This window comes from Isoptericola croceus (assembly GCF_029382255.1).
Taxonomy (GTDB): domain Bacteria; phylum Actinomycetota; class Actinomycetes; order Actinomycetales; family Cellulomonadaceae; genus Isoptericola; species Isoptericola croceus.
The window spans coordinates 240254-263749 of record NZ_JARLLG010000005.1; the positions used below are offsets into that span (position 1 = coordinate 240254).

General features: G+C 72.2%; 25 protein-coding genes and 1 pseudogene. 13 read left to right on the forward strand and 13 right to left on the reverse strand.

The annotated features are described in order from the left end of the window. Positions 1 to 53: 53 nt before the first annotated feature. Both PZC42_RS13190 and PZC42_RS13195 read right to left on the reverse strand, forming a co-directional pair. Positions 54 to 695, reverse strand: a complete 642-nt coding sequence (locus PZC42_RS13190) for a class I SAM-dependent methyltransferase (RefSeq protein WP_277211832.1) — start codon at positions 693 to 695, stop codon at positions 54 to 56. 48 nt (positions 696 to 743) lie between these two features. Beyond that, entirely contained in the window at positions 744 to 1529 is a 786-nt protein-coding gene (locus tag PZC42_RS13195) for a fumarylacetoacetate hydrolase family protein (RefSeq protein ID WP_277211834.1), read from the reverse strand. Between the two features lie 112 nt (positions 1530 to 1641). Here PZC42_RS13195 and PZC42_RS13200 point away from each other — a divergent pair, with 112 nt between their 5' ends. After that, positions 1642 to 2544, forward strand: a complete 903-nt coding sequence (locus PZC42_RS13200; RefSeq protein ID WP_277211836.1) for a DUF4190 domain-containing protein — start codon at positions 1642 to 1644, stop codon at positions 2542 to 2544. A gap of 74 nt (positions 2545 to 2618) precedes the next feature. On the opposite strand, the gene PZC42_RS13205 is transcribed toward PZC42_RS13200, so the two are convergent. Further along, entirely contained in the window at positions 2619 to 3587 is a 969-nt protein-coding gene (locus tag PZC42_RS13205; protein ID WP_306574912.1) for a class I SAM-dependent methyltransferase, read from the reverse strand. Positions 3588 to 3661: 74 nt separating this feature from the next. Here PZC42_RS13205 and PZC42_RS13210 point away from each other — a divergent pair, with 74 nt between their 5' ends. Beyond that, complete coding sequence (locus PZC42_RS13210; RefSeq protein ID WP_277211838.1) at positions 3662 to 4795, forward strand: heparan-alpha-glucosaminide N-acetyltransferase domain-containing protein; 1134 nt, start codon at positions 3662 to 3664, stop codon at positions 4793 to 4795. Between the two features lie 18 nt (positions 4796 to 4813). Here PZC42_RS13210 and PZC42_RS13215 read toward each other — a convergent pair whose 3' ends face one another. Both PZC42_RS13215 and PZC42_RS13220 read right to left on the reverse strand, forming a co-directional pair. Beyond that, positions 4814 to 5653: a PhzF family phenazine biosynthesis protein gene (locus PZC42_RS13215; protein ID WP_277211840.1), complete on the reverse strand. Its 840-nt coding sequence runs from the start codon at positions 5651 to 5653 to the stop codon at positions 4814 to 4816. A gap of 28 nt (positions 5654 to 5681) precedes the next feature. Next, positions 5682 to 5846 carry a hypothetical protein gene (locus PZC42_RS13220; RefSeq protein ID WP_277211842.1) on the reverse strand — a complete coding sequence of 55 codons (165 nt, stop codon included), beginning with the start codon at positions 5844 to 5846 and terminating at the stop codon, positions 5682 to 5684. Between the two features lie 114 nt (positions 5847 to 5960). Here PZC42_RS13220 and PZC42_RS13225 point away from each other — a divergent pair, with 114 nt between their 5' ends. From PZC42_RS13225 to PZC42_RS13235, 3 genes and pseudogenes are all read left to right on the forward strand, one after another. After that, on the forward strand, positions 5961 to 6845 hold the full coding sequence (locus tag PZC42_RS13225; RefSeq protein WP_277211951.1) for a 3-methyladenine DNA glycosylase: 885 nt from the start codon (positions 5961 to 5963) through the stop codon (positions 6843 to 6845). Positions 6846 to 6981: 136 nt separating this feature from the next. Continuing rightward, positions 6982 to 7530, forward strand: coding sequence for a sugar O-acetyltransferase (locus PZC42_RS13230; RefSeq protein ID WP_277211844.1), 549 nt, complete (start codon positions 6982 to 6984; stop codon positions 7528 to 7530). Between the two features lie 23 nt (positions 7531 to 7553). After that, positions 7554 to 7796: pseudogene (locus tag PZC42_RS13235) on the forward strand (3-methyladenine DNA glycosylase); the annotation flags it as partial. Positions 7797 to 7826: 30 nt separating this feature from the next. Here the strand turns inward: PZC42_RS13235 and PZC42_RS13240 are convergent. Together PZC42_RS13240 and PZC42_RS13245 are read right to left on the reverse strand one after the other, a co-directional pair. After that, positions 7827 to 8432, reverse strand: a complete 606-nt coding sequence (locus tag PZC42_RS13240; protein WP_277211846.1) for an Ltp family lipoprotein — start codon at positions 8430 to 8432, stop codon at positions 7827 to 7829. A 118-nt stretch (positions 8433 to 8550) separates the two neighbouring features. Beyond that, positions 8551 to 9087: a CGNR zinc finger domain-containing protein gene (locus PZC42_RS13245; RefSeq protein ID WP_277211848.1), complete on the reverse strand. Its 537-nt coding sequence runs from the start codon at positions 9085 to 9087 to the stop codon at positions 8551 to 8553. 39 nt (positions 9088 to 9126) lie between these two features. Between PZC42_RS13245 and PZC42_RS13250 the strand changes: the two genes are divergently transcribed. From PZC42_RS13250 to PZC42_RS13265, 4 genes are all read left to right on the forward strand, one after another. After that, positions 9127 to 10101 (forward strand): EamA family transporter, encoded by a 975-nt coding sequence (locus tag PZC42_RS13250; protein WP_277211850.1) that lies wholly within the window; start codon positions 9127 to 9129, stop codon positions 10099 to 10101. A 20-nt stretch (positions 10102 to 10121) separates the two neighbouring features. Continuing rightward, complete coding sequence (locus PZC42_RS13255) at positions 10122 to 10859, forward strand: aminoglycoside 3'-phosphotransferase (RefSeq protein WP_277211852.1); 738 nt, start codon at positions 10122 to 10124, stop codon at positions 10857 to 10859. 109 nt (positions 10860 to 10968) lie between these two features. Continuing rightward, the gene (locus PZC42_RS13260; RefSeq protein WP_277211854.1) at positions 10969 to 13710 is read left to right on the forward strand and encodes a DEAD/DEAH box helicase; all 2742 of its coding nucleotides are present in this window, start codon (positions 10969 to 10971) and stop codon (positions 13708 to 13710) included. A gap of 107 nt (positions 13711 to 13817) precedes the next feature. After that, positions 13818 to 14315, forward strand: a complete 498-nt coding sequence (locus PZC42_RS13265; RefSeq protein WP_277211856.1) for a hypothetical protein — start codon at positions 13818 to 13820, stop codon at positions 14313 to 14315. 22 nt (positions 14316 to 14337) lie between these two features. Here PZC42_RS13265 and PZC42_RS13270 read toward each other — a convergent pair whose 3' ends face one another. Next, entirely contained in the window at positions 14338 to 15090 is a 753-nt protein-coding gene (locus tag PZC42_RS13270; RefSeq protein ID WP_277211858.1) for a TSUP family transporter, read from the reverse strand. Positions 15091 to 15172: 82 nt separating this feature from the next. On the opposite strand from PZC42_RS13270, the gene ybaK reads away from it, so the two are divergent. Both ybaK and PZC42_RS13280 read left to right on the forward strand, forming a co-directional pair. Next, positions 15173 to 15667: a Cys-tRNA(Pro) deacylase gene (gene ybaK / locus PZC42_RS13275; RefSeq protein WP_277211953.1), complete on the forward strand. Its 495-nt coding sequence runs from the start codon at positions 15173 to 15175 to the stop codon at positions 15665 to 15667. Positions 15668 to 15671: 4 nt separating this feature from the next. Continuing rightward, positions 15672 to 16211: a putative immunity protein gene (locus PZC42_RS13280; RefSeq protein WP_277211860.1), complete on the forward strand. Its 540-nt coding sequence runs from the start codon at positions 15672 to 15674 to the stop codon at positions 16209 to 16211. A 27-nt stretch (positions 16212 to 16238) separates the two neighbouring features. Here the strand turns inward: PZC42_RS13280 and PZC42_RS13285 are convergent, their stop codons facing one another. After that, complete coding sequence (locus PZC42_RS13285; protein WP_277211955.1) at positions 16239 to 16640, reverse strand: YccF domain-containing protein; 402 nt, start codon at positions 16638 to 16640, stop codon at positions 16239 to 16241. Between the two features lie 81 nt (positions 16641 to 16721). Here PZC42_RS13285 and PZC42_RS13290 point away from each other — a divergent pair, with 81 nt between their 5' ends. Then, positions 16722 to 17468 (forward strand): YggS family pyridoxal phosphate-dependent enzyme, encoded by a 747-nt coding sequence (locus PZC42_RS13290; RefSeq protein ID WP_277211862.1) that lies wholly within the window; start codon positions 16722 to 16724, stop codon positions 17466 to 17468. Positions 17469 to 17478: 10 nt separating this feature from the next. Here the strand turns inward: PZC42_RS13290 and lplB are convergent, their stop codons facing one another. Both lplB and cimA read right to left on the reverse strand, forming a co-directional pair. Beyond that, on the reverse strand, positions 17479 to 18567 hold the full coding sequence (gene lplB / locus PZC42_RS13295) for a lipoate-protein ligase small subunit (protein ID WP_277211864.1): 1089 nt from the start codon (positions 18565 to 18567) through the stop codon (positions 17479 to 17481). 34 nt (positions 18568 to 18601) lie between these two features. Further along, positions 18602 to 20257, reverse strand: a complete 1656-nt coding sequence (gene cimA / locus PZC42_RS13300) for a citramalate synthase (protein WP_277211866.1) — start codon at positions 20255 to 20257, stop codon at positions 18602 to 18604. Positions 20258 to 20568: 311 nt separating this feature from the next. Between cimA and PZC42_RS13305 the strand changes: the two genes are divergently transcribed. Further along, positions 20569 to 21126 (forward strand): hypothetical protein, encoded by a 558-nt coding sequence (locus tag PZC42_RS13305; RefSeq protein WP_277211868.1) that lies wholly within the window; start codon positions 20569 to 20571, stop codon positions 21124 to 21126. Here the strand turns inward: PZC42_RS13305 and PZC42_RS13310 are convergent. Both PZC42_RS13310 and PZC42_RS13315 read right to left on the reverse strand, forming a co-directional pair. Continuing rightward, a complete protein-coding gene (locus PZC42_RS13310) occupies positions 21113 to 22243 on the reverse strand; it encodes a winged helix DNA-binding domain-containing protein (protein ID WP_277211870.1) in 1131 nt (376 codons plus the stop codon). The genes PZC42_RS13305 and PZC42_RS13310 overlap by 14 nt on opposite strands. 21 nt (positions 22244 to 22264) lie before the next feature. Then, a complete protein-coding gene (locus tag PZC42_RS13315) occupies positions 22265 to 23398 on the reverse strand; it encodes a branched-chain amino acid aminotransferase (RefSeq protein ID WP_277211872.1) in 1134 nt (377 codons plus the stop codon). Between the last annotated feature and the right edge of the window lie 98 nt (positions 23399 to 23496).

Genomic DNA, 23496 nt, shown 5'->3' on the forward strand with positions numbered 1-23496 from the left:
GTTGCTGACGCCGACGGGACGCGTCCACCTGTGGTGCCGTCGTCGGTCACGGCTCAGCGGGCGAAGACCAGGTGGTGGTCGAACACGAACCGCTCCGAGCGGACCTCCCGGAGGCCCGCGTCCGTCGCGGCCGCGACGACGTCGGCAGGCGGGTGGACGCGGAACCGCCAGTCGCTGCCGCGCAGCCGCGGGTAGACGTTGAACAAGGGGGCGGCCGCACGCATCCACCAGGTGTTCTTCGGGAACGCCAGGACGAGGTACTGACGTGCCCGGTCGGCGGCGGCCGTGACGAGCGCGCGGGCGTCCGGGTAGCAGCAGACGACGCTGTGCAGGACGACGAGGTCGGCGGGACCGGCCACGTCGGGGTGGGCGACGAGGTCACCGGTCCGTCGCTCCACGCGGCCCGCGAGGCCCGACCCGGCGAGCAGGCGTGCCGCGACGGCGTCGTAGCCCGTCGACATGTCCACGCAGACCGCGCGGTCGATGCCGGCCCGCAGCATCTCGATCTCCAGGTCGCCGATGCCACCGCCGATCTCCAGGAGCGTCTCGCCGTGGATCACGCCGTCGCGGTAGAGCTCGAGGGTGCGCTGCGGCAGGGTCGTCAGGCCGGAGCGGGCGTAGCGCGCCGCGGCACGCCGTGCCCCGCGGTGGTCGAAGACCTTCTCGTAGCCCTGCGGCTCGCAGCAGGCGGACATGCCTCCATTCGACCATGCGCACCGGGCGTACGCGTCGCCCGCGACACCTCAGACCTCGCGCCGCACCACGGGGTTGGCGAGCACGCCGAGGCCCTCGACCTCGCACTCGACCCGGTCGCCGTGCTCGATGCTGCCCACGCCGGCCGGGGTGCCTGTCAGGAGCACGTCGCCGGGCAGCAACGTCATGGCCTTCGAGGCGTACGAGACCAGGTAGTCGACGTCGAAGATCATCTGCGCCGTGCGGCCGTCCTGCTTGAGCTCGCCGTTGACGCGCGAGCGCACGCCCACGTCCTCGGGGTTCAGGTCGGTGTCGATCCAGGGGCCGAGCGGGCAGGAGGAGTCGAAGCCCTTGGCGCGCGCCCACTGGTCGTCCGTGCGCTGCGCGTCACGGGCGGTGACGTCGTTGGCCACGGTGTAGCCGAGCACGTACGCACGGGCGTTCTCGGGCTCGACGTCCTTGCACAGCTTGGAGATCACGACGGCGAGCTCGGCCTCGTAGGAGACCTCGCGGGTCCAGTCGGGCAGCACGATGGGGTCGTCCGGGCCGACGACGGCGGTGTTCGGCTTGAGGAAGAGCAGCGGCGCGGCGGGCGGCTCGCTGCCCATCTCCTGGATGTGGTCCAGGTAGTTGCGCCCGACCGCCACCACCTTGGAGCGCGGGATCACCGGCGCGAGCAGACGCACGCCGTCGCCGAGCTCGACACGCTCCCCCGTCGGCATGGCCGGCATGTAGAGCGGGTCCCCGCTCAGCACGGCCAGGTAGGTGGTGTCCCCCTCGGTCTGCACGAAGGCAAAGCGGGGGTCGTCGCCGGTGGTGAATCTCGCGATACGCACGGGTCCAGGCTAACCGGCGCCGGAGGTACGACATTTCACCCGCGGCGTTGCCTGCGTGACAGCGGGTACGTCGCTAACCTGCCTTGTTCCACTCCTCGATGAAGGACGACGCATGAGCACGCCCCCCTACGACCCTCAGTCCCCGGGTCAGCCCACCACTCCCCCGAGCCCCTACACCGACTACGGTGCCCCGGCGGCGCCGTACGGGAGCTACACCGGCTCTCCGACGCCCCCTGGCCAGCCTCCGGCCCCGGCGCCCTACGGCGCACCGCCGCCTCGGCCCGCCTCCGAGAAGCGCGGCCTCGCGATCGCAGCGCTCGTGCTCGGTATCGTCGCCCTGCTCGGCTGCTGGATCCCCATCCTCAACATCGGCTCGATCCTGCTCGGCCTCGTCGGGATCGTCCTCGGCATCGTCGCGATCGTCCAGGCGGCGCGGGGAACGGCGGGCGGCAAGGTCATGGCGATCGTCGGCGTGGCGCTGTCCGTGGTGGCCATCGTCCTGTCGATCGTGGTCTCGGTACTGAGCTTTTCGGCGTTGACCGCCTACATCGAGGAGCAGCCCTCCCTCATCGTGGAGGAGCTCGAGGACGCCGGGCTGGGTCTGGACGACCTCGAGGCGGCGACCTCGAACGCCGGTGGCGAGGTCGGGTTCGAAGAGACCTACACCTACGACGACGGCTTGGCGATCACCGTCTCGGCCCCGCAGGAGTTCACCCCGGGCGAGTACGCCGTGGGCACCGACGGTGAGGGCACCCCCGTCCTTTTCGAGATCACCATCGACAACGGCTCCGACACCGCCTACACGCCGGCGCTGCTGTACGCGAGCGTCACCTCCGCCGGTGCCGCGTCCGACCCCGTGTTCGACATGGACGTCGACTCCTTCCCGAGCTCCGACATCGCGCCGGACAAGTCGCTGACCTTCTCCAGCCCTTTCATGGTCGCGGACGTCGACGACGTGCAGATGGAGATCGATCCAGGCTTCATGGAGTACGAGACCCTCACGATCACGAGCTGACCGAGGCGGTCGCACCAGCACAGGACGCCCTCGCCGAACGACTCGGCGAGGGCGTCCTACGACGTGCGAGGGCGTCAGGCCCGGGCCAGCACCTCGCCGTGCAGGATGGCGAACCAGCCGTCCGGCGAGTGCGCCCAGGTGAGCCAGTCCTGCGCGAGCTGTTCGAGGGCCACGTCGTCGGCCAGGTTGGACTCGATGGCCTGTCGCGCAAAGTTCGACTCCACGCAGCGTTCCGCCCAGAGCTGCCCCCACCACTCGCGGTCGGTCGGCGTGGCGTAGCACCACGACGACGCGCTCGGGACGGCGCCGACGACGTCGAACCCGGCGTCGAGCACCCAGGAGAAGAGTCGACGGCCGGCGTCGGGCTCGAACCCGTAGGCGTGCGTGACCTCGTGGTAGAGCGTGTTCCACTCGGTCAGACCGGCGGACTCGGGGTACCAGGCCATGGCGGCGTAGTCGGCGTCCCGCACGGCGACGAGCCCGCCGGGCACGGCGACGCGCTTCATCTCCCGCAGCGCGGCGACCGGGTCCGACAGGTGCTGCAGGAGCTGGTGGGCGTAGACCAGGTCGAAGGTGTCGTCGTCGAAGGGGAGCTCGTAGGCGTTGGCCTGCTGGAAGCGGACGTTGTCCGCGCCGATCGCCGCGGCGTGCGAGCGTGCCGCTTCGAGCACCGTCTCGGAGGCGTCGACGCCCACCACGTCACCGCCCGCGACGATGCGAGCGAGGTCGGTCGTCACGGTGCCCGGCCCGCAGCCGACGTCGAGCACGTGCATGTCGTCGCGCAGGTGGGGCAGCAGGAACCCGGCGGAGTTCTGGGCCGTGCGCGCCCGGTGAGCGCGCAGCACGGACTCGTGGTGACCGTGCGTGTACGACTCGGACTCCTGGCTCGGCACCGTCTGGTGGGTGCTCGGGGCCTCGATCGCGTCGGAGAGCGCCGCACCGTGCGGCTCGTCGGAGGCGCTCCCGTTCGGCCCGTCGGCCGGGCTGCCGAAGCTCGGCGCCTCCGGGAACTCGGGCTCGGACTCCATCGACAGATCGCTCATGGGCACAACCTAGTGAACACGCCGCGCCGGGACATCCTGTGCTCACGAGACGGACGCTGCGGGATCATCGGCGCATGACCTCCGACGACGGCGCTCCAGGTCCGGGCGGACCGGCAGCGGCCCGCAGGTTCGCACGGCCCCTGCGGCGAGCCGGCTCGCGCCTGCGTGGCGGTCCTGGCCGGGTGGTAGGCCTCGACGTCGCGCGCGGCCTGGCCGTGCTCGGCATGTTCACCGCTCACGTCGGCGTGGCCGAGGGCCCGACGGCGTGGCTCGAGGTGGCGGACGGCCGCTCGTCGATCCTGTTCGCCCTCGTGGCGGGCGTCTCCCTCGCCGTCGTCACCGGCGGGTCGCACCCCGTGACCGGTGACGCCCTGGTGCACGCCCGCGCGCGCCTCCTCGTGAGGGCGGTGCTGCTCCTCGCCCTGGTGGGCCTCCTCGACCTGCTCGGCACCCGCGTGCTGCTCATCCTGGGCTTCTACGCCGCCTACTTCGTCCTGGCGCTGCCGTTCCTGCGCTGGGGCCCGCGCCGCCTGACCCTCGCCGCCGTCGTCGTCGCCGTCGTCGGCCCCCCGATCGCCTACTGGGGCCCACAGCTGCTGGCGAGCTCCGGCCTGCGGCCGCCGCGCGACGGTTCCGGGGCGCTGACCGACTTCCTGCTGACAGGGCACTACCCGGCCGTGGTGTGGATGGCCTACGTCTTCGCCGGCATGGCGATCGGGCGGTGCGACCTGCGCTCGCGCAGGCTCCAGGGCTGGCTGGTACGCGGCGGGCTGGCGGCCACGGCCGTCGGCTACCTGGCCTCGTCCTGGCTGCTGGACCGGCTCGACCAGCAGTCGGCGGCCTGGGCGCTCGCCCGGTCCGGACCGCACGACGACACGTTCTTCGAGGTGCTCGGTTCGGGCGGCTTCGCCCTGACGGTGCTGGCGCTCTGCCTGTACGCCGGACGCCTCGGCGCGATCGTGCTCGCCCCGCTGGCCGCCGTCGGCTCCATGGCGCTCACCGTCTACTCGCTGCAGATCGTGGCGATCTGGCGGTGGGACCTGGTCGGCTCGACGACGAACGGCCCGCTGGCGGTGATGATCCTCGTGACGCTCGTCGCCGCGACGGCGTGGCGGGCACTCCTCGGACGCGGGCCCCTCGAGCGGGCGATCGGCGGGGCCGCGCTGCGCGCCGCGCCGCGGCCGGCGGCCGACCGACCGGCCGCCTGAGACCCTCGGCGTGGCGCGTCAGATGCTCACGTCGCCGCGCACCGTCGTGACCGTGGCCCCGCCGACCCAGACCGTGCCGTCGTGCGCACGACGCACGTGCACCCGTCCTCTCCGGCCGATCGCGGTGCCCTGCGAGGCGACGTACTCCCCGGGCAGCACCGATCCGGCGAGCCACTCGCCCACCCCCGCGTTCAGCGAACCGGTGACGGGGTCCTCCGGTACGCCGAGGCCCGGGACGAACCCGCGCACCTCGACGTCGGCATCACCGGCACCCGGGGCGTGGGCGCCGACGGCACCGATGTCCAGGCCGTCGAACGCACCGAAGTCGGGCTCCAGCGCCAGGACGGCGGCGGCGTCCGCGAGGCGCACCGCGACCCAGCCGGGGCCGTTGTCCACCCACGCCGCGTCGACGACGTCATCGCGCGCGATGCGCAACGCTCGCGTGATGCGGTCGAGGTCGTCTGCGGACACCGGGCCGGAGCGGCGCAGCGGAGGCCCGGCGAACGCCAGGCGGTCGGCCGAGCGGTCCACCGGCACCAGGCCGACGCCGCACTCCTGCACGACGACGTCGTCCGACCGAGGGGTGCCCCCGGCCTCCAGCCAGGCGTGCGCGGTACCCAGCGTCGGGTGCCCGGCGAAGGGCAGCTCACCGCCGGGCGTCCAGATCCGCACCCGGTAGTCGGCGCCCGGGTCCGCCGGGCGCGCCAGGAACGTGGTCTCCGACAGGTTGGTCCACCGGGCGAAGGAGGCCATCTGCTCGTCGGTGAGGTCGTCGGCGTCGTGCACGACCGCGACGGGGTTGCCGGTCAGGGGCCCGGAGCCGAACACGTCCACCTGGCTGAACCGGAGAGCTGTCATGCCGGCACCCTAGCGGCATGCGTCCCGGTCAGCCGGCGTAGCGGAGCAGCATCCAGAACATGGCGGACAGACCGACGAGCAGACCGACGGCGGGGCCGTGCTGCTGGATCCAGGTGTCCTGGGGCACGTGGGGCGTGGGCTTGACGCCGTCCTGCTCCGGATCGAGGTCAGACTGCGTTCCGATGGTGGCCATCATCACCACCTCCCGTCCCCTCGATCATACGCCGCAGCCACCTACCCTGGCAGGGTGACGACCCCTGTGCCCGACCTCGCCGACGCGCCTCGCCGCGCGCCGCGGGCCGTCGTCGTGCGCGACGCACCGGACCGGGCCACCGCGCACGCCGCACGCGCCGACCGGCTGACCGCCGTCTGGCGCGCCGCCCGCGAGCACGGCACGAAGCACGCGATCGAGGACTTCCTGTTCACCTACTACCCGACACGACCCGGGGTGCTGCGCCGCTGGCACGCCGGGGCCGGCGCGGCGGTCTCCGCGCCCCTCGAGGACGAGCGGCACGGCTGGCGCTGGTACCGCAGCACGACCCTGCCCGACGGCGAGGCCGGCGTGACGCTCGACACGCCCGCGTTCCTCGCGGACCGCGGCGACGCCGTGCGCCACGTCCGCGCGCTGGTCGGGGCGACGGCGGCCCGGCCGGGGTCGTTCGGGTGCTTCGGCCTGCACGAGTGGGCCATGGTGTACCGGGACGCCGCCACCGGACGCGACCACCGGCACCCGCTGCCCCTGCGGCTCGGTCACGACGGGACGGACGCCGTGGTCGAGTCCCACCGCATCGGCTGCTCCCACTTCGACGCCTACCGGTTCTTCACGCCCGAGGCCCGCGAGGCCAACGAGCTGCGACCCACCCGCGAGCGCCAGGTCGCGATGGAGCAGCCGGGCTGCCTGCACGCGAACATGGACCTGTTCAAGTGGGCGCTGAAGCTGGGGCCTGCCGTGCCCGGCGATCTGCTGCTCGACGCCTTCGAGCTGGCGCGCGACATCCGCTACACCGACATGGCGGCGTCGCCGTACGACGTCTCGACCTACGGTGTCGAGGCGGTGGCGATCGAGACACCGGAGGGCAAGGCGGAGTACGTGCGGCGCCAGCGCGGGTTCGCCGGACGAGCGAACGTCCTGCGACGTCGACTGATCGGTGTCTGCGACGCACTGCTGGTCCGGTCATCGATCAAGGGCTGATCGCAGCGCGTCAGCCGCGTCCCACTGCACGTCGTCTTCTTCGAAGCCGGTAGGCAACGAACGGGCACCAGTGAGATGGCCGGGCCGCTCGCGTGCCGGCCAGAAAGTCTCTCAGCCGTTCCGGCAGGATGTCCGCATGACGGTGGAGGCGATGACGAGCGGTGACTGGTATCAGGACAGCCCGGAGCTCACCCGGTTGCGGCATTGGTGCGCAAGGACACTGGATCGGCTGCGTCAGGTGGCCATCGCCGACCGGAGCCGCCGTGACGACATCCTCCGTGAGCTGCTCGGTAGCATTGGCGAACGGGCCGAGGTCGTGCCGACCTTCCGGTGCAGCTACGGGTTCAACATCACGATCGGCGCGGACGCATTCGTGAACGCCGATGCTTTCTTCATGGACGACGCCCCGATCGTCGTCGGCCCGAATGCTCGCCTCGGGCCTTCGGTGCAACTCATGACGGCGTTGCACCCGGTCGACGATCACGAGATGCGACGCGCCGGCTGGGAGCGTGCCCTCGGCATCGAGATCGGTGAGAACGCCTGGCTCGGGGCAGGCGTGATCGTAGGGCCGGGGGTTCACATCGGCAAGAACACCGTCGTCGGCGCAGGCAGCGTCGTCCTCAAAGATCTGCCCGCGCAGGTCGTAGCCGCTGGAAGCCCCGCCACGGTCATCCGTCGAACCTGACCCGAGCGTTCCGACTCTCCCAGGAGCTGGGGCCCGCGGTCCCCGGCGATCTGCTGCTCGACACGTTCGAGCTGGCGCGCGACATCCGCTACACCGATATGGCGGCCTCCCCGTACGACGTCTCGGCCTACGGAATCGCGCCGGTCGCCATCGAAACTCCCGACGGCAAGGCCGAGTACGTGCGGCGACAGCGTGACTACGCCCAGCGATCGAACGTCCTGCGGCACCGGCTGGCCGAGGTCTGCGACCAGGTGCTCGACGACTGAGGTCGCGGACCCCGGCCTCGCCGGTCGCGGTCACAGACCCACGGAGTCCGCTCCGTGCTCGGCCTGCTTCGTCGTGAACCCCTCAAACTCCAGCTGGTCGACGAGTCCGGAACGAGAGAACGCGGAGTAGTCCATATAGGACTCGGCACTCAGCGCGGCCTGCTCCATCCAGTCCACCTCCACGGCGTTCACGCCGTGCTCGGCCTGCTTCGTCGTGAACCCCTCGAATTCCAGCTGCTCGACGAGCCCCGACTTCGAGAACGCAGAGTGGTCCAGGTAGGACTCGGCGCTCAGCGCGGCCTGGTCCTTCCAGCTCACCTCCAGGGCGTTCACGGCGTACTTGGCGTCCTTCGTCGAGAAACCTTCGAACTCCAGCTGCTCGACGAGCCCCGACTTCGAGAACGCGGAGTAGTCCAGGTAGGACTTGGCGCTCTCGCGCGCATTCGACTGCGAGACGCTTTCAACGGGCTCGTCAGCCTCCTCCTCGGCCTCCGCTTCGGCCGGCTCCTCCTCGGCGCTTTCCTCGGTGACGGTCGTCGCGGCGGCCGGCTGATCCTCCTCAGGCAGCGTGCAGGCCGCCAGGCCTGCAGCCAGAAGGCTCGCCACGAGGGCACCGGTCAGTCTTGTGTTGCGCATGAGAACTCCCCACCAGATGACGCTGTCCCTTCCATCTGACACCTGGTCCGGCCCGCACGACGGCCGGCCTGGAAGTTTCACCCGCTCCGACGTGACGTCGCAGACCGGGCGGGCAGGATCACCCCGCGGCGCGGCGCGCGCGGTGGGCTGCCTGGGCGTTGCGGTTGGTGCAGGTGGCCGAGCAGTAGCGGCGCGACCGGTTGCGTGACAGGTCGAGCACGACGCCGGAGCAGTCGGCGTCGGCGCAGACGCCCAGCCGGGAGTGCTCGTCGACGCGGACCACGTCGATCATGGCCATCGCCGTCTCGGCGAGGATGCGGTCGGCCAGCGGGGCGCCGTCGTCCACCGCGTGCAGGTGCCAGTCCTCGTGCTCGTGGCGCACCAGGCGGGGCACGGCGCCGACCTCGGCCAGCATCGTGTTGACGATCCCGGCGACGTCGTCGCGGTCCGCGAGGAGCAGCTCCCGCAGCCGCGGTGCGAGGTCCAGCACCGCGGCGTGCTCGTCGGCGGTGCGGTCGTGGCGTCCGGTGTACCCGTGGCGGTGGAAGAACGCGTCGAGCTCGGGGACCGTCGTGAGAGTGACAGGCGGCTCGACGGCGTTGACGAGCTCGACCGCCGATTGCAGCGCCCCCGCCGTGTCATGAGTAAAAGACATGTTGACACATTATCAAGGATGGCCGTAGCGTCATGAGCCATGAAGCCTATGACGCCTGACGTCCGCCTCGCCCGGCACCCGGGCACCAGCACGGGGCTCGTGCTCGCCCTCGTCTCGGCTGTCAGCTTCAGCCTCTCCGGGCCGCTCGCCGGCGCCCTGTTCGAAACCGGCTGGACCCCTGGCGCCGTCGTCCTCGTCCGGGTCGCGATCGGCGCCCTGGTGGTCCTGCCGTTCGGCATCAGGGCGCTGCGCGGCGACTGGGGCGCCGTGCGACGCAACGCCCGGATGATCCTGGCCTACGGGGCGCTCGGCGTCGCGGCCACCCAGTTCTGCTACTTCGCCGCCGTGCAGCACATGCAGGTCGGTCCGGCGCTCCTCATCGAGTACTCGGCGCCCGCCGCCGTCGTCGTCTGGCTCTGGCTGCGTCACGGCCAGCGCCCCGCGCGGGCCACGTTCGGCGGCATCGCGCTCGCCCTGGCCGGGCTCGTCCTGGTCCTCGACCTCACCGGAGCCCGGGTCTCGCTCGTCGGCACGGCCTGGGCGCTCGGCGCCATGGTGGGCGCCTCGGCCTACTTCCTGCTCAACGCGCGGGCGAACACCGGGCTGCCACCCCTGAGCCTGGCGGCCGGTGGCCTCACGGTCGGAACGGTCACGCTCGGCACGCTCGCCGCCGTCGGGGTGCTCCCCGTCTCCGCGTCCGCGGCACCCGTCGTGCTCGGCGGGACCACCGCACCCTGGTGGGCGGTGCTCGCCATGCTGGGCCTCGTGACGGCCGGGGTCGCCTACGTGACCGGCATCGCCGCCGGGCGGCGGCTCGGGGCACGGGTCGCCGCCTTCATGGGCCTGCTCGAGGTGCTCAGCGCGGTGCTGCTCGCCTGGGCCCTGCTCGGCGAGCTGCCGAGCCCGGTCCAGCTCGTGGGCGGGGTCCTCGTGCTCGCCGGGGTCGTCGTTGTCCAGCAGGGCGAGGCCTCGGCGGCGCGCCGCGCGACGGCGGTGCTCGCCGCGAGCGCCTGACCTCGGCGAGGATGTGGCGCATGATCCGCCCGCTCGCCGCCGCACCCACCGAGCCCGTGACCGTGCCGCCGGCCGTGCGCACCCTCGCCGGCGACGACCACGTCACCCCGGTCTGGCGCAACGAGCTGGGCGGCCTCACCTTCCGCCTCACCGGCGCCACGGAGACGCGATTCGTCAAGTGGGTGGCGGCAGGGACGCCCGAGCTCGACCTCGACGCGGAGGCCGCGCGGCTCACGTGGGCGGCGCGCTACGCCGTCGTCCCGCACGTGCTCGACCGGGGCCACGACGAGGACGGCTCGTGGCTGGCCACGGCGGCGATACCGGGCCGCTCCGCCGTCGACCCGGCCTGGCTGGCCCGGCCCAAGGATGCCGCCCGGGCGATCGGCGCGGGACTGCGAGCGCTGCACGACGCCCTGCCGGTGGACACCTGCCCGTTCTCCTGGAGCGCCGAGGAGCGCATCGCCCGGCTGGACGACGCCGCGCGCGAGCAGGTCGGCCCGGTTCCCGCGGTGGACCGCCTCGTGGTGTGCCACGGGGACGCGTGCGCGCCCAACACCTTGGTGGCCGACGACGGCGCACCGGCCGGGCACGTCGACCTCGGCACGCTCGGGGTGGGCGATCGCTGGGCCGACCTGGCGGTGTCGAGCATGAGCCTGGGGTGGAACTTCGGCGACGGCCACGAGGCGGCCTTCTTCGACGCGTACGGCATCGCGCCGGACGCCGAGCGCATCGCCTTCTATCGGCGGCTGTGGACCTGACGAGGTCTGATCGGCAGTCCGTGTTCTGATCGGCAGTCCGGACTGCCGATCAGAACACGGACTGCCGATCAGTCGTCGGGGTCGGGCCGGGCTGGGAGAATGACGCACGATGACTGCCACCGACGCTCCCGCGACCACCTCGACCACGACCCCGCGTCCTGCCGGCACCTTGCTGCCGTACCTGCCGCCCCCCACGGGCAAGGCACCGGACCCGGATGCGCTCTTCGAGGGCTTCGGCGAGTGGGCGGCGTCGACGGGCAGGTCGCTCTACCCCCACCAGGAGGAGGCGCTGCTCGAGCTCATGACGGGTTCGCACGTCGTCCTGGCCACGCCGACGGGCTCCGGCAAGTCCATGGTGGCGATGGGGGCGCAGTTCGCGGCGCTGGCCGCCCGGCGCTCCGGCAAGGGTGGGCGGACCTACTACACGGCGCCTCTCAAGGCACTGGTGAGCGAGAAGTTCTTCGACCTGGTCGCGGCGTTCGGCTCGCGCAACGTCGGGATGATGACCGGCGACTCGGCGGTCAACGCCGACGCGCCGATCATCTGCTGCACCGCGGAGATCCTCGCCAACCTCGCCCTGCGCCGCGGGACGGGCACGCCGGGCGAGGACGACTTCATCGCGCAGGTCGTCATGGACGAGTTCCACTACTACGGCGACCCGCAGCGCGGGTGGGCCTGGCAGGTGCCGCTGCTCGAGCTGCCGCACACCCAGTTCCTGCTCATGTCCGCCACCCTCGGGGACACCACCCGGCTGCGCGAGGACCTCGCCGAGCGCACCGGGCGGGAGGTCGCCGAGGTCGCCGACGCCGAACGACCCGTACCGCTCACGTTCTCCTACGTCCAGGACCCGCTGCCCGAGGTCATCGAGGAGCTCGTCACGACCCACCGCGCACCGGTGTACGTGGTGCACTTCACGCAGAAGGACGCCGTCGACCGGGCCCAGGCGCTGCTGAGCAGCAAGCTGGCCTCCAAGGAGGAGAAGGCCGCCATCGCCGCCGAGATCGGCGCGTTCCGGTTCGCCACCGGGTTCGGCAAGGTCCTCAGCAAGTACCTGCGCGCCGGGGTCGGCGTCCACCACGCCGGCATGCTGCCCAAGTACCGGCGGCTCGTGGAGCGCCTCACCCAGCGGGGCCTGCTCAAGGTCGTCTGCGGCACGGACACCCTGGGCGTCGGCATCAACGTGCCCATCCGCACCGTGCTGATGACCTCCCTGGTCAAGTTCGACGGCGAACGGATGCGTCACCTCACCGCGCGCGAGTTCCACCAGATCTCCGGCCGCGCCGGCCGTGCCGGGTTCGACACCCTCGGGGAGGTCCTCGTCATGGCCCCCGATCACGTCGTCGAGAACCGCAAGGCCGTCGCCAAGGCCGGCGACGACCCGAAGAAGCTCAGGAAGCTGGTCCGCAAGAAGGCCCCGTCGGGGTCCGTGAACTGGACCGACTCCACCTTCGACCGCCTGCGCGACGCGCCGCCCGAGCCCCTGGCGAGCCAGTTCCACGTCAACCACGCCATGGTCCTCAACGTCCTCGCCCGCACCCGGGACGAGCACGCCACGGACGAGGCAGGCGCCGTGGACCCCGTGGAGGCGATGCGGCACCTGCTCACCGCGAACCACGACACGGCCGCCCAGCAGGCCGAGCACGTCCGTCAGGCGCTGCGCATCTACCGGTCCCTGCGGGTCGCCGGCGTGGTCGAGCGGGTCCGGGTCCCGGACCCGAGCCGCCCGGCAGGCTACCGGCCCAGCGTCCGGCTCGAGGTGGACCTCCCCCGCGACTTCGCGCTCAACGCCCCGCTGTCGCCGTTCGCCCTGGCAGCCATGGACCTGCTGGACGTCGATTCCCCCACGCACGCCCTCGACGTCGTCTCCGTCATCGAGGCGACCCTCGACGACCCCCGCCAGATCCTCTACGGCCAGCAGCGCAAGGCCCGCGGCGAAGCCGTCGCGGAGATGAAGGCCGAGGGCATCGAGTACGACGAGCGCATGGAGCTCCTCGAGGAGGTCACCTGGCCCCGGCCGCTCGCCGAGCTGCTCGAACCGGCCTTCGCCCAGTACAAGCAGACCAACCCGTGGGTCGCCGGCGCCGAGCTCGCCCCGAAGTCCGTGGTGCGGGACATGCTCGAGCAGGCCATGACGTTCGCCGAGCTGGTGAGCGTCTACGGCCTCGAACGCACCGAGGGCGTCGTGCTGCGCTACCTCGCCGACGCCTTCCGTGCCGTCCGTCAGGTCGTCCCGGAGGAGCACCGCACCGAGGACGTGCAGGAGGTCGTCGAGTGGCTCGGTGAGCTCGTGCGCGGCGTCGACTCCTCCCTGCTCGACGAGTGGGAGCGCCTGCAGAACCCGGTCGACGACGACGCCGACGACGTCGTGGAGGGCGAGCTCGCCGAGGCGGGGGCCGAGGCACCGGCACGCCCCGTCACCGGCAACCCGCGGTCCTTCCGCCGTCTGGTGCGCAACGCCATGTTCCGCCGCGTCGAGCTGGCTGCCCGCGAGGACTACGACCGGCTCGAGGCACTGGACAAGGCCTCCGGCTGGGACGGCGACGCGTGGGCCGACGCCCTGGAGGAGCTCTTCGAGACCCAGGGGGACGACGCGATCGGGTTCGGCGCGAACGCCCGCGCCACCGCCCTGCTGACCATGCGCGAGCCGGGCGCCGAGCTCCCGGCCGGGGCGACGGCGTCGGGCGGCGACACCATGGCGACCGTACCGCCCGGCACGTGGTGGGTGCGTCAGGTGCTCGACGACACGAACGGCGACCGCGACTGGGCGATCACGGCACTGGTCGACCTCGCCGCGAGCGACGAGGCCGGCGCACCGGTGGTGCGAGTCGTCCAGGTCGGCCGCCTCGCCTAGAAAGTCCGCAACGTCCCGTGCGTCCTGCCGAGATGTTGCGGGCAACGCCCGGCGGCCATTCAATCGGCAGAGGGGAACGTCCCACCTCGACGAGCCGGGAGGCCGCCATGGACAACACCACCATCATGTGGATCGTCGTCGGGATCGTCGTGGTCATCCTGGTCGCGCTGCTCGCGTGGTTCTTCGCGCGCCGGTCGCGCACCGCCGCCGAGAAGAGGCACCAGGACGATCAGGCGGAGGCCGCAGAGCTGCGCCGCGAGGCCCAGCACGAGCGGGTCGCGGTGCAGGAGCGGGAGGCGTCGGCCGCGAAGCTCGACGCCGAGGCTCGGCTGGAGCAGGCCGAGGCCGACCGCAAGGCCGCCGAGGCCGCGCGGCTCCAGCAGGAGGCGCAGGAGCGCAGCGCACGTGTCGGCGAGAGCCGGGCGGAGGTCGAGGAACAGCTCCGGCGTGCCGATGAGCTCGACCCCGAGCACCAGGGATCGACCGGGACGGTGCACATCCACGAACCCGGCAGCGAGGGCAGGCCGCCCGAGCACCGCGCCGACGCGCCGGCGGACACCCACGACAGCGACCAGGCCGAGGGCGAGGGTCGGCACCGCTCCTGATGGTTGCCGCGCTCGGTCACCGTCACAGGTGGGCGAGGCCGCGCGTCAGGGTCGCGAGCCCGCCCACGTAGGCGAGCACGATGAGCACCCGCCGGGTCGCGGTCGCGGAGACCCGCGGGGTGAGCAGCTCGCCGATCGCGAGACCGCCGACGATCGCCACCATGAGCAGCACCCACTGCCACCCCGCGAGCGCCGGGAACGAGGCGTCCGCCAGGACGAGCTTGGCCACCAGCGCGGCCAGGGCGTTCGCGGCGAAGAACGGTTGGGCCGTGGCCGCGAACCGCCTCGGGTCCCACCCGGTGAGCACGGCGTAGACGGCGACCGGTGGCCCACCGATGCCCGCCGCCACGGACCCGAACCCGCTGGCCACACCGGTCATGGCGAGCGGCCAGCGCGCCTCGACGCCGAGCGTGCGCGCACCTTCCCGGCGCAACCGTGTCGTGGCGACCGCGAGCGTCATGGCGAGGATCACCACGAGCCCCACCGTGGCCTCCAGGGCAGGTGCGCTGACGTCCCGCAGCAACAGCGCGGCCGGTACCGTGACCGCCACGGAGGACACGGTGAGCCACCCGAACGCACGCCACTGGACGTCGCGCACGACCCGCCCGAGGATGATCGTCGAGGCGATCGCGCCGGCCAGGTTGACGAAGAGGACCCCTTCGAGCGGCCCCACGATCAGCACGATGAAGGGGCCGGCGACCAGCCCGAACCCCATCCCCGTGACCCGCTGCAGGATCCCGCCGACCAGGATGGCGAGGACGAGGAGGGTGAGCACGGCCCCCACGGTACGCCGCAGGTGTGCCGCCCCCGGGCCCGACGCCGGCACGCAGGCTGCGACGTCGGGCACACTGGGCCTCGTGGCCCGGAAGAAGTCGGCGAGCGGCGGCACCCCTGCCGTCCTCGCGCTGGAGCAGGCGGCAGTGCCGCACACCCTGCACCCGTACACCCACGACCCGGCGAGCGACCTGAGCTACGGCCTCGAGGCCGCCGTCGAGCTGGGCGTCGCCGCGGAGCGGGTGTTCAAGACGCTGCTGGCGGACGTCGACGGCGAGCTGGTGGTCGCCGTCGTGCCGGTCACGGGATCGCTGGACCTCAAGGCGCTCGCGCGTGCGGTCGGCGGCAAGCGCGCCGCGATGTCCGACGTCGCCCGGGCCGAGCGAGCCACCGGCTACGTGGCCGGCGGCATCTCGCCGCTCGGCCAGCGCACCCGGCACCGCACGGTGCTGGACGGGTCGGCCGCGGCGTTCGACGTCGTCTACGTCTCCGCCGGGCGGCGCGGGCTCGACGTGGCGCTCGCACCGTCAGACCTCGCACGGCTCACGGGCGCGACGACCGCGACGATCGGTCGGTGAGCGCATGGACGACGTGCGGCGCGAGGTCCCGCTGTCCATGGACGAGCTGCGCGCGGTCACCGGCTACGGCATCAACTGCGCCACAGGGGTGCTGGGCCACTTCACCGCAGCCCGCCCCGGCGACACCCGGCCTCAGGAAGCGCTGGCGGCGGCCCGAGCCTTCGCCGACGGCGGCCCTCGGCGTGCAACGCTGCGATCCGCCTCGTGGGCGGCCCACCACGCGGCCCGGGATGCCGGAACGACCCCTGCCGGAGAGGCCGCCCGGTCCGCCATGAGCGCGGCCGCGGCCGCGTTCCTGCACCCCCTGGCCCAGGCCCACCAGGTCAAGCACGTCCTCGGAGCCGCGGCCCACGCCGCCCGCGCCGTCGAGCTCGCGGCCGGCGGGGACCCCGGCGCCGGCACCCGTCACCTCGACCAGCTCCGAGACCGGGCCGGGACGACGGTCACGCAGGTGCTGCGGCGCTACCCCGCCGCCCCGCCCGGGGGCGGGCGCGTCGGGGAGCTGCTGCGGGCACTGGACGACGCGCTGCGCGAACGACCCTGAGCGGTCGCCCACCGAGCCGCCCGGACGCTACCTCCGCTGGTACGTCGGGTAGCGCGCGTCGCTGGGCACGATGTCCTTACCGAGGGGGAGCAGCGAGATGGGGATCATCTTGAGGTTGGCGATCGCGAGCGGGATGCCGATGATCGTGACCGCCTGGGCGACGGCGGTCACCACGTGGCTGATCGCGAGCCAGATCCCCGCGAACACGATCCAGATGATGTTGCCCAGCACCGACCAGCTGCCCGCTCCCGGCTTGTCCACCACCGTGCGCCCGAAGGGCCACAGCGCATAGCCGGCGATCCGGAAGGACGCGATGCCCCACGGGATGGTGATGATCAACAGGCAGCAGATGATGCCCGCGACGGCGTACCCGAGCGCGAGCCACAGCCCGCCGAACACGAGCCAGATGACGTTGAGCAGTGCCTTCACGTCTCTCATGATCCCATCGCGAGCGGTCGCACGGGATCCGGGGACACCCTGAGTCCACCCCGGCGTTCATAGACTGGCCCCATGCCCTCCCTCCACGACCGGCTCGCCGCGGTGCGCGCGCGGGTCGACGACGCCGCGACCTCCGCCGGGCGCGACCCGGCCGGCGTCCGCCTGCTGCTCGCCACCAAGACGCAGGACGCCGGCACGGTGCTCGCGGCCGTCGTCGCGGCGACGGACCTCGCCGCGGCGCGGGGCGACGACGGGGCGGTGCTCCTCGGCGAGAACCGTGTCCAGGAGCTCGTCACGAAGGCGCCCGCGCTGGCGGAGCTGGTGGCGGCCGGACGTGTGGAGGTGCACATGATCGGCAACCTGCAGCGCAACAAGATCAACCAGATGCTGCCGACGGTCACCGGGCTGGAGACCGTGGACCGGGTCTCGCTGGCGGACGCCCTGGCCGACCGTGCGGCGCGCGCCGGGCGGTCGCTCGACGTCATGGTCCAGGTCAACGTCTCGGGCGAGGAGAGCAAGTCCGGGGTGGCACCGTCGGGCGCGGTCGCGCTGGCCCACCACGTGGCCGCGCTCGACGGGCTGCGGCTGACCGGCTTCATGACGATCGGAGCCCGGTCGCAGGACGACGGCGTCGTGCGGGCAGGCTTCTCACGGCTGCGAGCGATCCGTGACGAGGTGCTCCACGGCGGGGCGCCGGGCACCAGCGCGGCGCGCGAGCTGTCGATGGGGATGTCGACCGACCTCGAGCTCGCCGTCGCCGAGGGCGCGACGATCGTGCGCGTCGGTACGGCGGTCTTCGGGGAACGGCCGGCTGCCTGACACGTCCCGGTCAGGGCACCCGGTGGATCCACTTCTCGGTGGCGAACTTGGTGCGCACCAGGTCCTCGGCCCTCTCGAGCTCTGCGGGGCGCAGCACCGACTCCTCGGTCTTGTACCGCTCGGCGAAGTACCGCGCGAAGGCGTCCACGACGTCGTCGCGGGCCATGCCAGTCTGCGAGCGCAACGGGTCGACGCGCTTGTTCGCGCTGGGGGTGCCCTTGTCGGACATCTTCTCGCGGCCGATGCGCAGCACCTCGAGCATCTTGTCCGAGTCGATGTCGTAGGCCATGGTCATGTGGTGCAGCACCGCTCCCCCGGCGAGCCGCTTCTGGGCCGAGCCGGCGAGCTTGCCGGCCGGCGAGGCGACGTCGTTCATCCCCGAGAAGTAGGCCTCGACGCCGAGCTCGGCCAGCGCGCCGAGCACCCAGGCGTCGAGGAACGCGTAGGACTCCTCGAAGCTCATCCCGTCCACGAGCGAACCCGGCACGACGAGGGAGAACGTCACGCAGTTCCCGGCCTCCATGAACATCGCTCCACCGCCGGAGATGCGCCGGACCACCGTGACGTCGTGGCGCGCGACGCCCTCGTCGTCGATCTCGTTGCGGTACGACTGGAACGACCCGATGAAGACGGCTCGCTCGTCCCAGTCCCAGAACCGCAACGTGGGGCCTCGCCGCCCTGCGGCCAGCTCCTCGGTGAGCACCTGGTCGAGCGCCGCGAGCGTGCGCGGCGGGAGCGGGCCCGGGCGCAGCACCTCGAAGGTGTGCTCGTCCCACGTCGTGGCCAGGCCCAGCGCGCGGCGCACCACCACGGCGACGGACCAGGCGTCGAAGCCGATCATCGCGAACGGGCCGGGGAGCGTCCCGGACCGTTCGGCCTCGCCGAGCGACTCCGTCACCACCTGGGCGAGCGCAGTGGTGGAGGTCGACACCGGCAGCCCCGTCAAGGCTGTGTCGATGACGTCCAGCGCCTCGTCAGGCTCCAGGAAGAAGTCACCCGACAACCTCACCTGCGTCAGGACCGCGGGATCCGACGAGGAGTCGACCTCGAGGTCGACCGCGACGAGCTTGCCACCGGGAACCTTGTACTCACCGTGCACGGGACCACCGTACCCGCGCACCGGGGTGACCCCGTCAGAGCGGGTCGACCCCGGCGTGCACCAGTCCGTAGACGTGCGCGTCGATGAGGGCCTCCCAGGCGGCCTCGATGATGTTCGGTCCGACGCCGACCGTCGACCAGGTGTGGTGTCCGTCGGTGGTCTCCACCAGGACACGCGTGGTGGCGTCGGTGCCGTGCTCGGCATCGAGGATGCGCACCTTGAAGTCGACCAGGTCGAACTTCTGGATCTGCGGGTAGACCCTGGTCAGGGCGTGCCGCAGCGCCTGGTCGAGCGCGTTGACGGGACCGTTGCCCTCACCCGTGACGACGATCCGCTCCCCGCCGGCGTGCAGCTTGACCGTGGCCTCGGCCAACGCCTCGGCGTCGCGCCGGTCGGCGTTCGGCTCGCCGTCCTTGCGACCACCGGAGGTCTCCACGATCGCGCGCCAGGACTCGATCCGGAAGTAGTGCGGGCGGTCCCCGGTGAGCTCCTCGCGCAGGATGAGCTCGAACGAGGCGTCGGCGGCGTCGAACGTGTAGCCCTGCGCCTCGGCGTCCTTGACCCGCGTGGTGACGCGCGTGAGCAGCTCACCCTGGCCCGCGAGGTCGAACCCGAGCTCGCGACCCTTGAGCTCGATGGAGGCACGGCCGGCCATGTCGGAGACGAGCATGCGCATGTCGTTGCCGACGGCGATCGGGTCGATGTGCTGGTACAGGTCGGGGTCGATCTTGATCGCGCTCGCGTGCAGGCCCGCCTTGTGGGCGAAGGCGCTCGCCCCCACGTACGGCTGCCGCGCGTGGGGCGCGATGTTGGTGATCTCCGCGACAGCGTGCGCGATCCGCGTCGACTCAGCCAGACCGTCCCCCGGGAGCGTCGAGATCCCGCTCTTGAGCGCGAGGTTCGCCACGACGGCCATGAGGTCGACGTTGCCCGTGCGCTCCCCGTAACCGTTCACGGTGCCCTGGACGTGCGCGCACCCGGCGTCGACGGCGGCGAGGGTGTTCGCGATCGCGCAGCCGGAGTCGTTGTGCGCGTGGATGCCGAGCAGGCTGTCCCCCGCGAGGGCGTCCCGGCCGTGCGGCATCCCGAGCGCCTCACGCAGCTCGGTGACGATCTCCCCGACCCACGACGGCAGCATGCCGCCATTGGTGTCGCACAGTGCCACGACCTCCGCGCCGGCCTCGAAGGCGGTGGCGACGGCGGAACGGGTGAAGCCGGCGTCGTACCGGTAGCCGTCGAAGAAGTGCTCCGCGTCCACCACGACGCGGCGACCCTCACCCACCAGGAACTCGACGGTGTCGCGGATCATCGCCAGGCCCTCGTCCGACGTCGTGCGCAGCGCACGCTCGACGTGGCGGACGTCCGACTTGGCGACCAGCGTCACGACGGGCGCCTCGGAGTCCAGGAGCGCCCGCACCTGCGGGTCGTCCCACGCACGGGTGCCCGTCTTCCGCGTCGCACCGAACGCGGCGAGCACCGCGTTCCTCAGCTCGATCTCCTTGGCGGCACGCCGGAAGAACTCGGTGTCCTTCGGGATGGCGCCCGGCCATCCACCCTCGATGAAGCCCACCCCGAGCTCGTCGAGGAGCGGCGCGATCGCGAGCTTGTCCGCGACGGAGAGGTTCATCCCCTCCTGCTGCGCGCCGTCGCGCAAGGTGGTGTCGTATACGTGGAACGGGGCGGTGGCCATCGGTGGCTCCCGTGGGGGATTCGATGCGGGCAACAGATCTGGACAACAAAAAAGACCCTCCGGGTACGGAAGGTCTGCGCGTCCGGTCAGGTGAACCGGACGCGCTAGCTAATGAGGCAGTGGCGGCGCGCGTGGCGCCGACGTGCGCGAGTCATGGCTCACATAGTGCCACACCGCTCGTCCCACGGTCACTCGCTCTCACTCTGCGGACCACCGAGCAGGCCCGAATAGCCCCTGGGGCGGGGTGTTGGATGGTGCCGACGGCGCATCTGTGGTCGGCTGAAGCGTCGACGACGGCGAGGAGGCAGACCGTGAGCGATCCCCAGGGTCCCCACGACCCCACCCAGCGGCACCAGCCGGTGCCCCCTGAGCAGGTGCAGCCACCGGGATTCCTGCCCACGCCAGGACCTGCACGAGAGGCTGTCCCGCCAGAGGTGCCAGGCCGACCGCGCCTCGACGTCGGGCGCTACTGGGCTGGTGCCGGTGCGACGGTGCTGGTCTGCGCCCTGCTCGGCTTCACCGCGTCGGTGATCTTCAGCGAGGTGTTCGACATCGGCCTCATCGCCCCACCGGACATGGTCGCTGCCGGCGACGACGCCTCGTGGGCCGGGGCCGGCGCGCTGTTCGCCCTGCTGGCGGCCGCGGTGCTGCACCTGCTGGTCGTCGTCGCTCCGCGTCCGCGGATGTTCTTCGGCTGGCTCGTCGGGCTGACAGCCGTGATCCTCGCCGTCCTGCCCTTCACGGGGAACCCCGACCCGCTCCCCGCCGTGATGACCGCCATCGTCTGGCTGATCCTCGGCGTCGCGGTGTCCTCGATGCTCGGCTCCGTGCTGGGGCGTACCTTGTCGGTGCCCGTCACGCCCAGGTGACCGCACGGTCGGCGACGTCGTCGGCGAGGTGCCCGAGCAGCGCGTCAGCCTCGGCCTCCACCGCTTCCCGGCCCGCCGTCGGCCCGGCGATCGCCGTCAGGCGGAGCACGGCGCCGGCGTCCGAGCGCTCCAGGGTCCACGTCCCGGCGACCCGACCGTCGACCCAGTACGTGGGCAGGATGTCGCCGTTGCGGCGGTAGACCGCCGCCGTGCCCTCTTCGTCGAGGAACCGCCCACGGTCCTTGAGCGCGACGAGCAGATGCTCCCAGCGAGGCAGGAAGCGGACCGGCGCCGGGGTGTCGGCGGGGACGACCTCACCGTCGGGCAGGTCGAACAGCTCGGTCCCGTCGGGACGGACGAGGACGCGTGGCCCGATCTCGGCGAGCGCCACCTTCAGGGGGGTGGCCCGGCGGATACCCAGCCCGTGGCCGATGTCCGCCATGGTCGCCGGCCCGAACGCCCGCAGGTAGCCGACGACGGCGCGCGCCCTCGCGGCGTCCAGGTCCGGACCCGCCTCGTCCGCGCCGACCCCGCACCACGCTGCGCCCTCGACGTAGGAGGACGGGCCGTGGCTCCCCCGCAGGCCGCTCGGCGGCACGTGCACCAGTCCGCCGCCCGCCGACGCGAGTCGCCACCACGGCCGCCGCACACCGGCCGGGACCGCGTCGGCGACATCGACCCCGGGGTGGCGCTCGGCCGCGAAGGCCTCGATGTCGTCCATGGTGCGAGCCGTGGTGCGGCACAGCTCACGCACCGCGGCGTTGAGCTCGACCAGGTCCACGCCCGCCCGGCGGGCGCTGGCTCGCCAGCTCGCCAGCCGTTCCGCCGCGCTGACCGCGTCGAGGTCGGCCCAGCGTGCCGCCGGGACCAGGTGGAGCGTCGAGCGCATGACCGTCGCCTTGACGACCTCGCGGTCGGTCAGTGTCCGCTCGAGGTCCGTGGTCGTCTCCCCGGACCGGCGCGACCACAGCGCCGTGTACGGCGTGTCGGGGTGCTGTGCCTGCAACCCGCCGACGTCGTCGATCACGCCGGCGACCGGCCCGTCCGTCCGCGCGAGCAGGTGCTGCCGGGCCAGCGTGGTCCGGTTGAGCTCGTCGAGCGTGACCTCGGCCGTCATCGCGGGGGCACCACCCGGAGGTCAGGCCAGGCGTCGCATCCAGCCGTGCCGGTCCGCGGAGCGGCCGTACTGGATGTCGGTGAGCTCGGTGCGGATCTGCATCGTCAGCTCACCGGGCTCGCCGTCCGCGACGGTGTGGTCGAACGTCCCTCCGGCCAGGCGCCCCACGGGCGTGATGACGGCGGCGGTCCCGCAGGCGAAGACCTCGCGCACGCTGCCGTCGGCCAGGCCCGCCACCAGCTCGGTCAGCGGGATCCGGCGTTCGACTACCTCGTGCCCGCGGTCGGCGACGAGCTGAAGGATCGAGGAGCGTGTGACGCCCTCGAGGATGGATCCGGAGAGCTCAGGTGTGTGCACGGAACCATCGGCCATCACGACGAAGACGTTCATCCCGCCGAGCTCCTCGAGGTAGGAGTTCGTCGTGGCGTCGAGGAAGCACACCTGGTCGCAGCCGTTCTCCTGTGCCTGCGTCTGCGGCAGGAGGCTCGCGGCGTAGTTGCCGCCGCACTTGGCGTTGCCCGTGCCCCCGGGGCCGGCGCGGTGATAGTCCTCGGCGACCCAGATCGACACCGGCTTGACGCCCCCGGGGAAGTACGGACCGACCGGCGACGCGATGCACAGGTACTCCACCTCGGCCGCGGGACGCACCCCGAGGAACGCCTCGGACGCGAACATGAAGGGCCGCAGGTAGAGGCTCGAGTCGGGACCGCCGGGCACCCAGGCGATGTCGGTGCGCACCAGGGCGGCGATGGAACCGATGAAGTCATCCACGGACAGCGCCGGCAGGGCGAGCCGGTGGGCGGAGCGGGCGAAGCGGGCGGCGTTCGAGTCCGGCCGGAAGGTCCACACGGAGCCGTCGGCGTGCTTGTACGCCTTCATGCCCTCGAAGATCTCCTGGGCGTAGTGCAGGACGGCGGTCGCCGGGTCGAGCTGGAGCGGCCCGTACTTCTCGATCCGCCGGTCCAGCCAGCCCGTGTCCTGGCGCCAGGTGACCCGCGCCATGTGGTCGGTGAAGACCGTACCGAAGCGCGGCGCGGCGAGCGCGGCCTCACGTTCGGCGTCGGGCGTCGGGGCGTCGGACTCCTCGACGTCGAACAGGGCGACGAGGTCCTCCAGCTCGGCGGGGAGGATGGCTGAACTGTCGGTGCTGGTCATGTCTTCGGACCCTTTCACGTGCGGACTCCTGCAGTCTTCCACGGCTTCGCCGCCGTGACCTACACGAGCACCGGTCCGATCCGCCAGGAGTGGCCTCC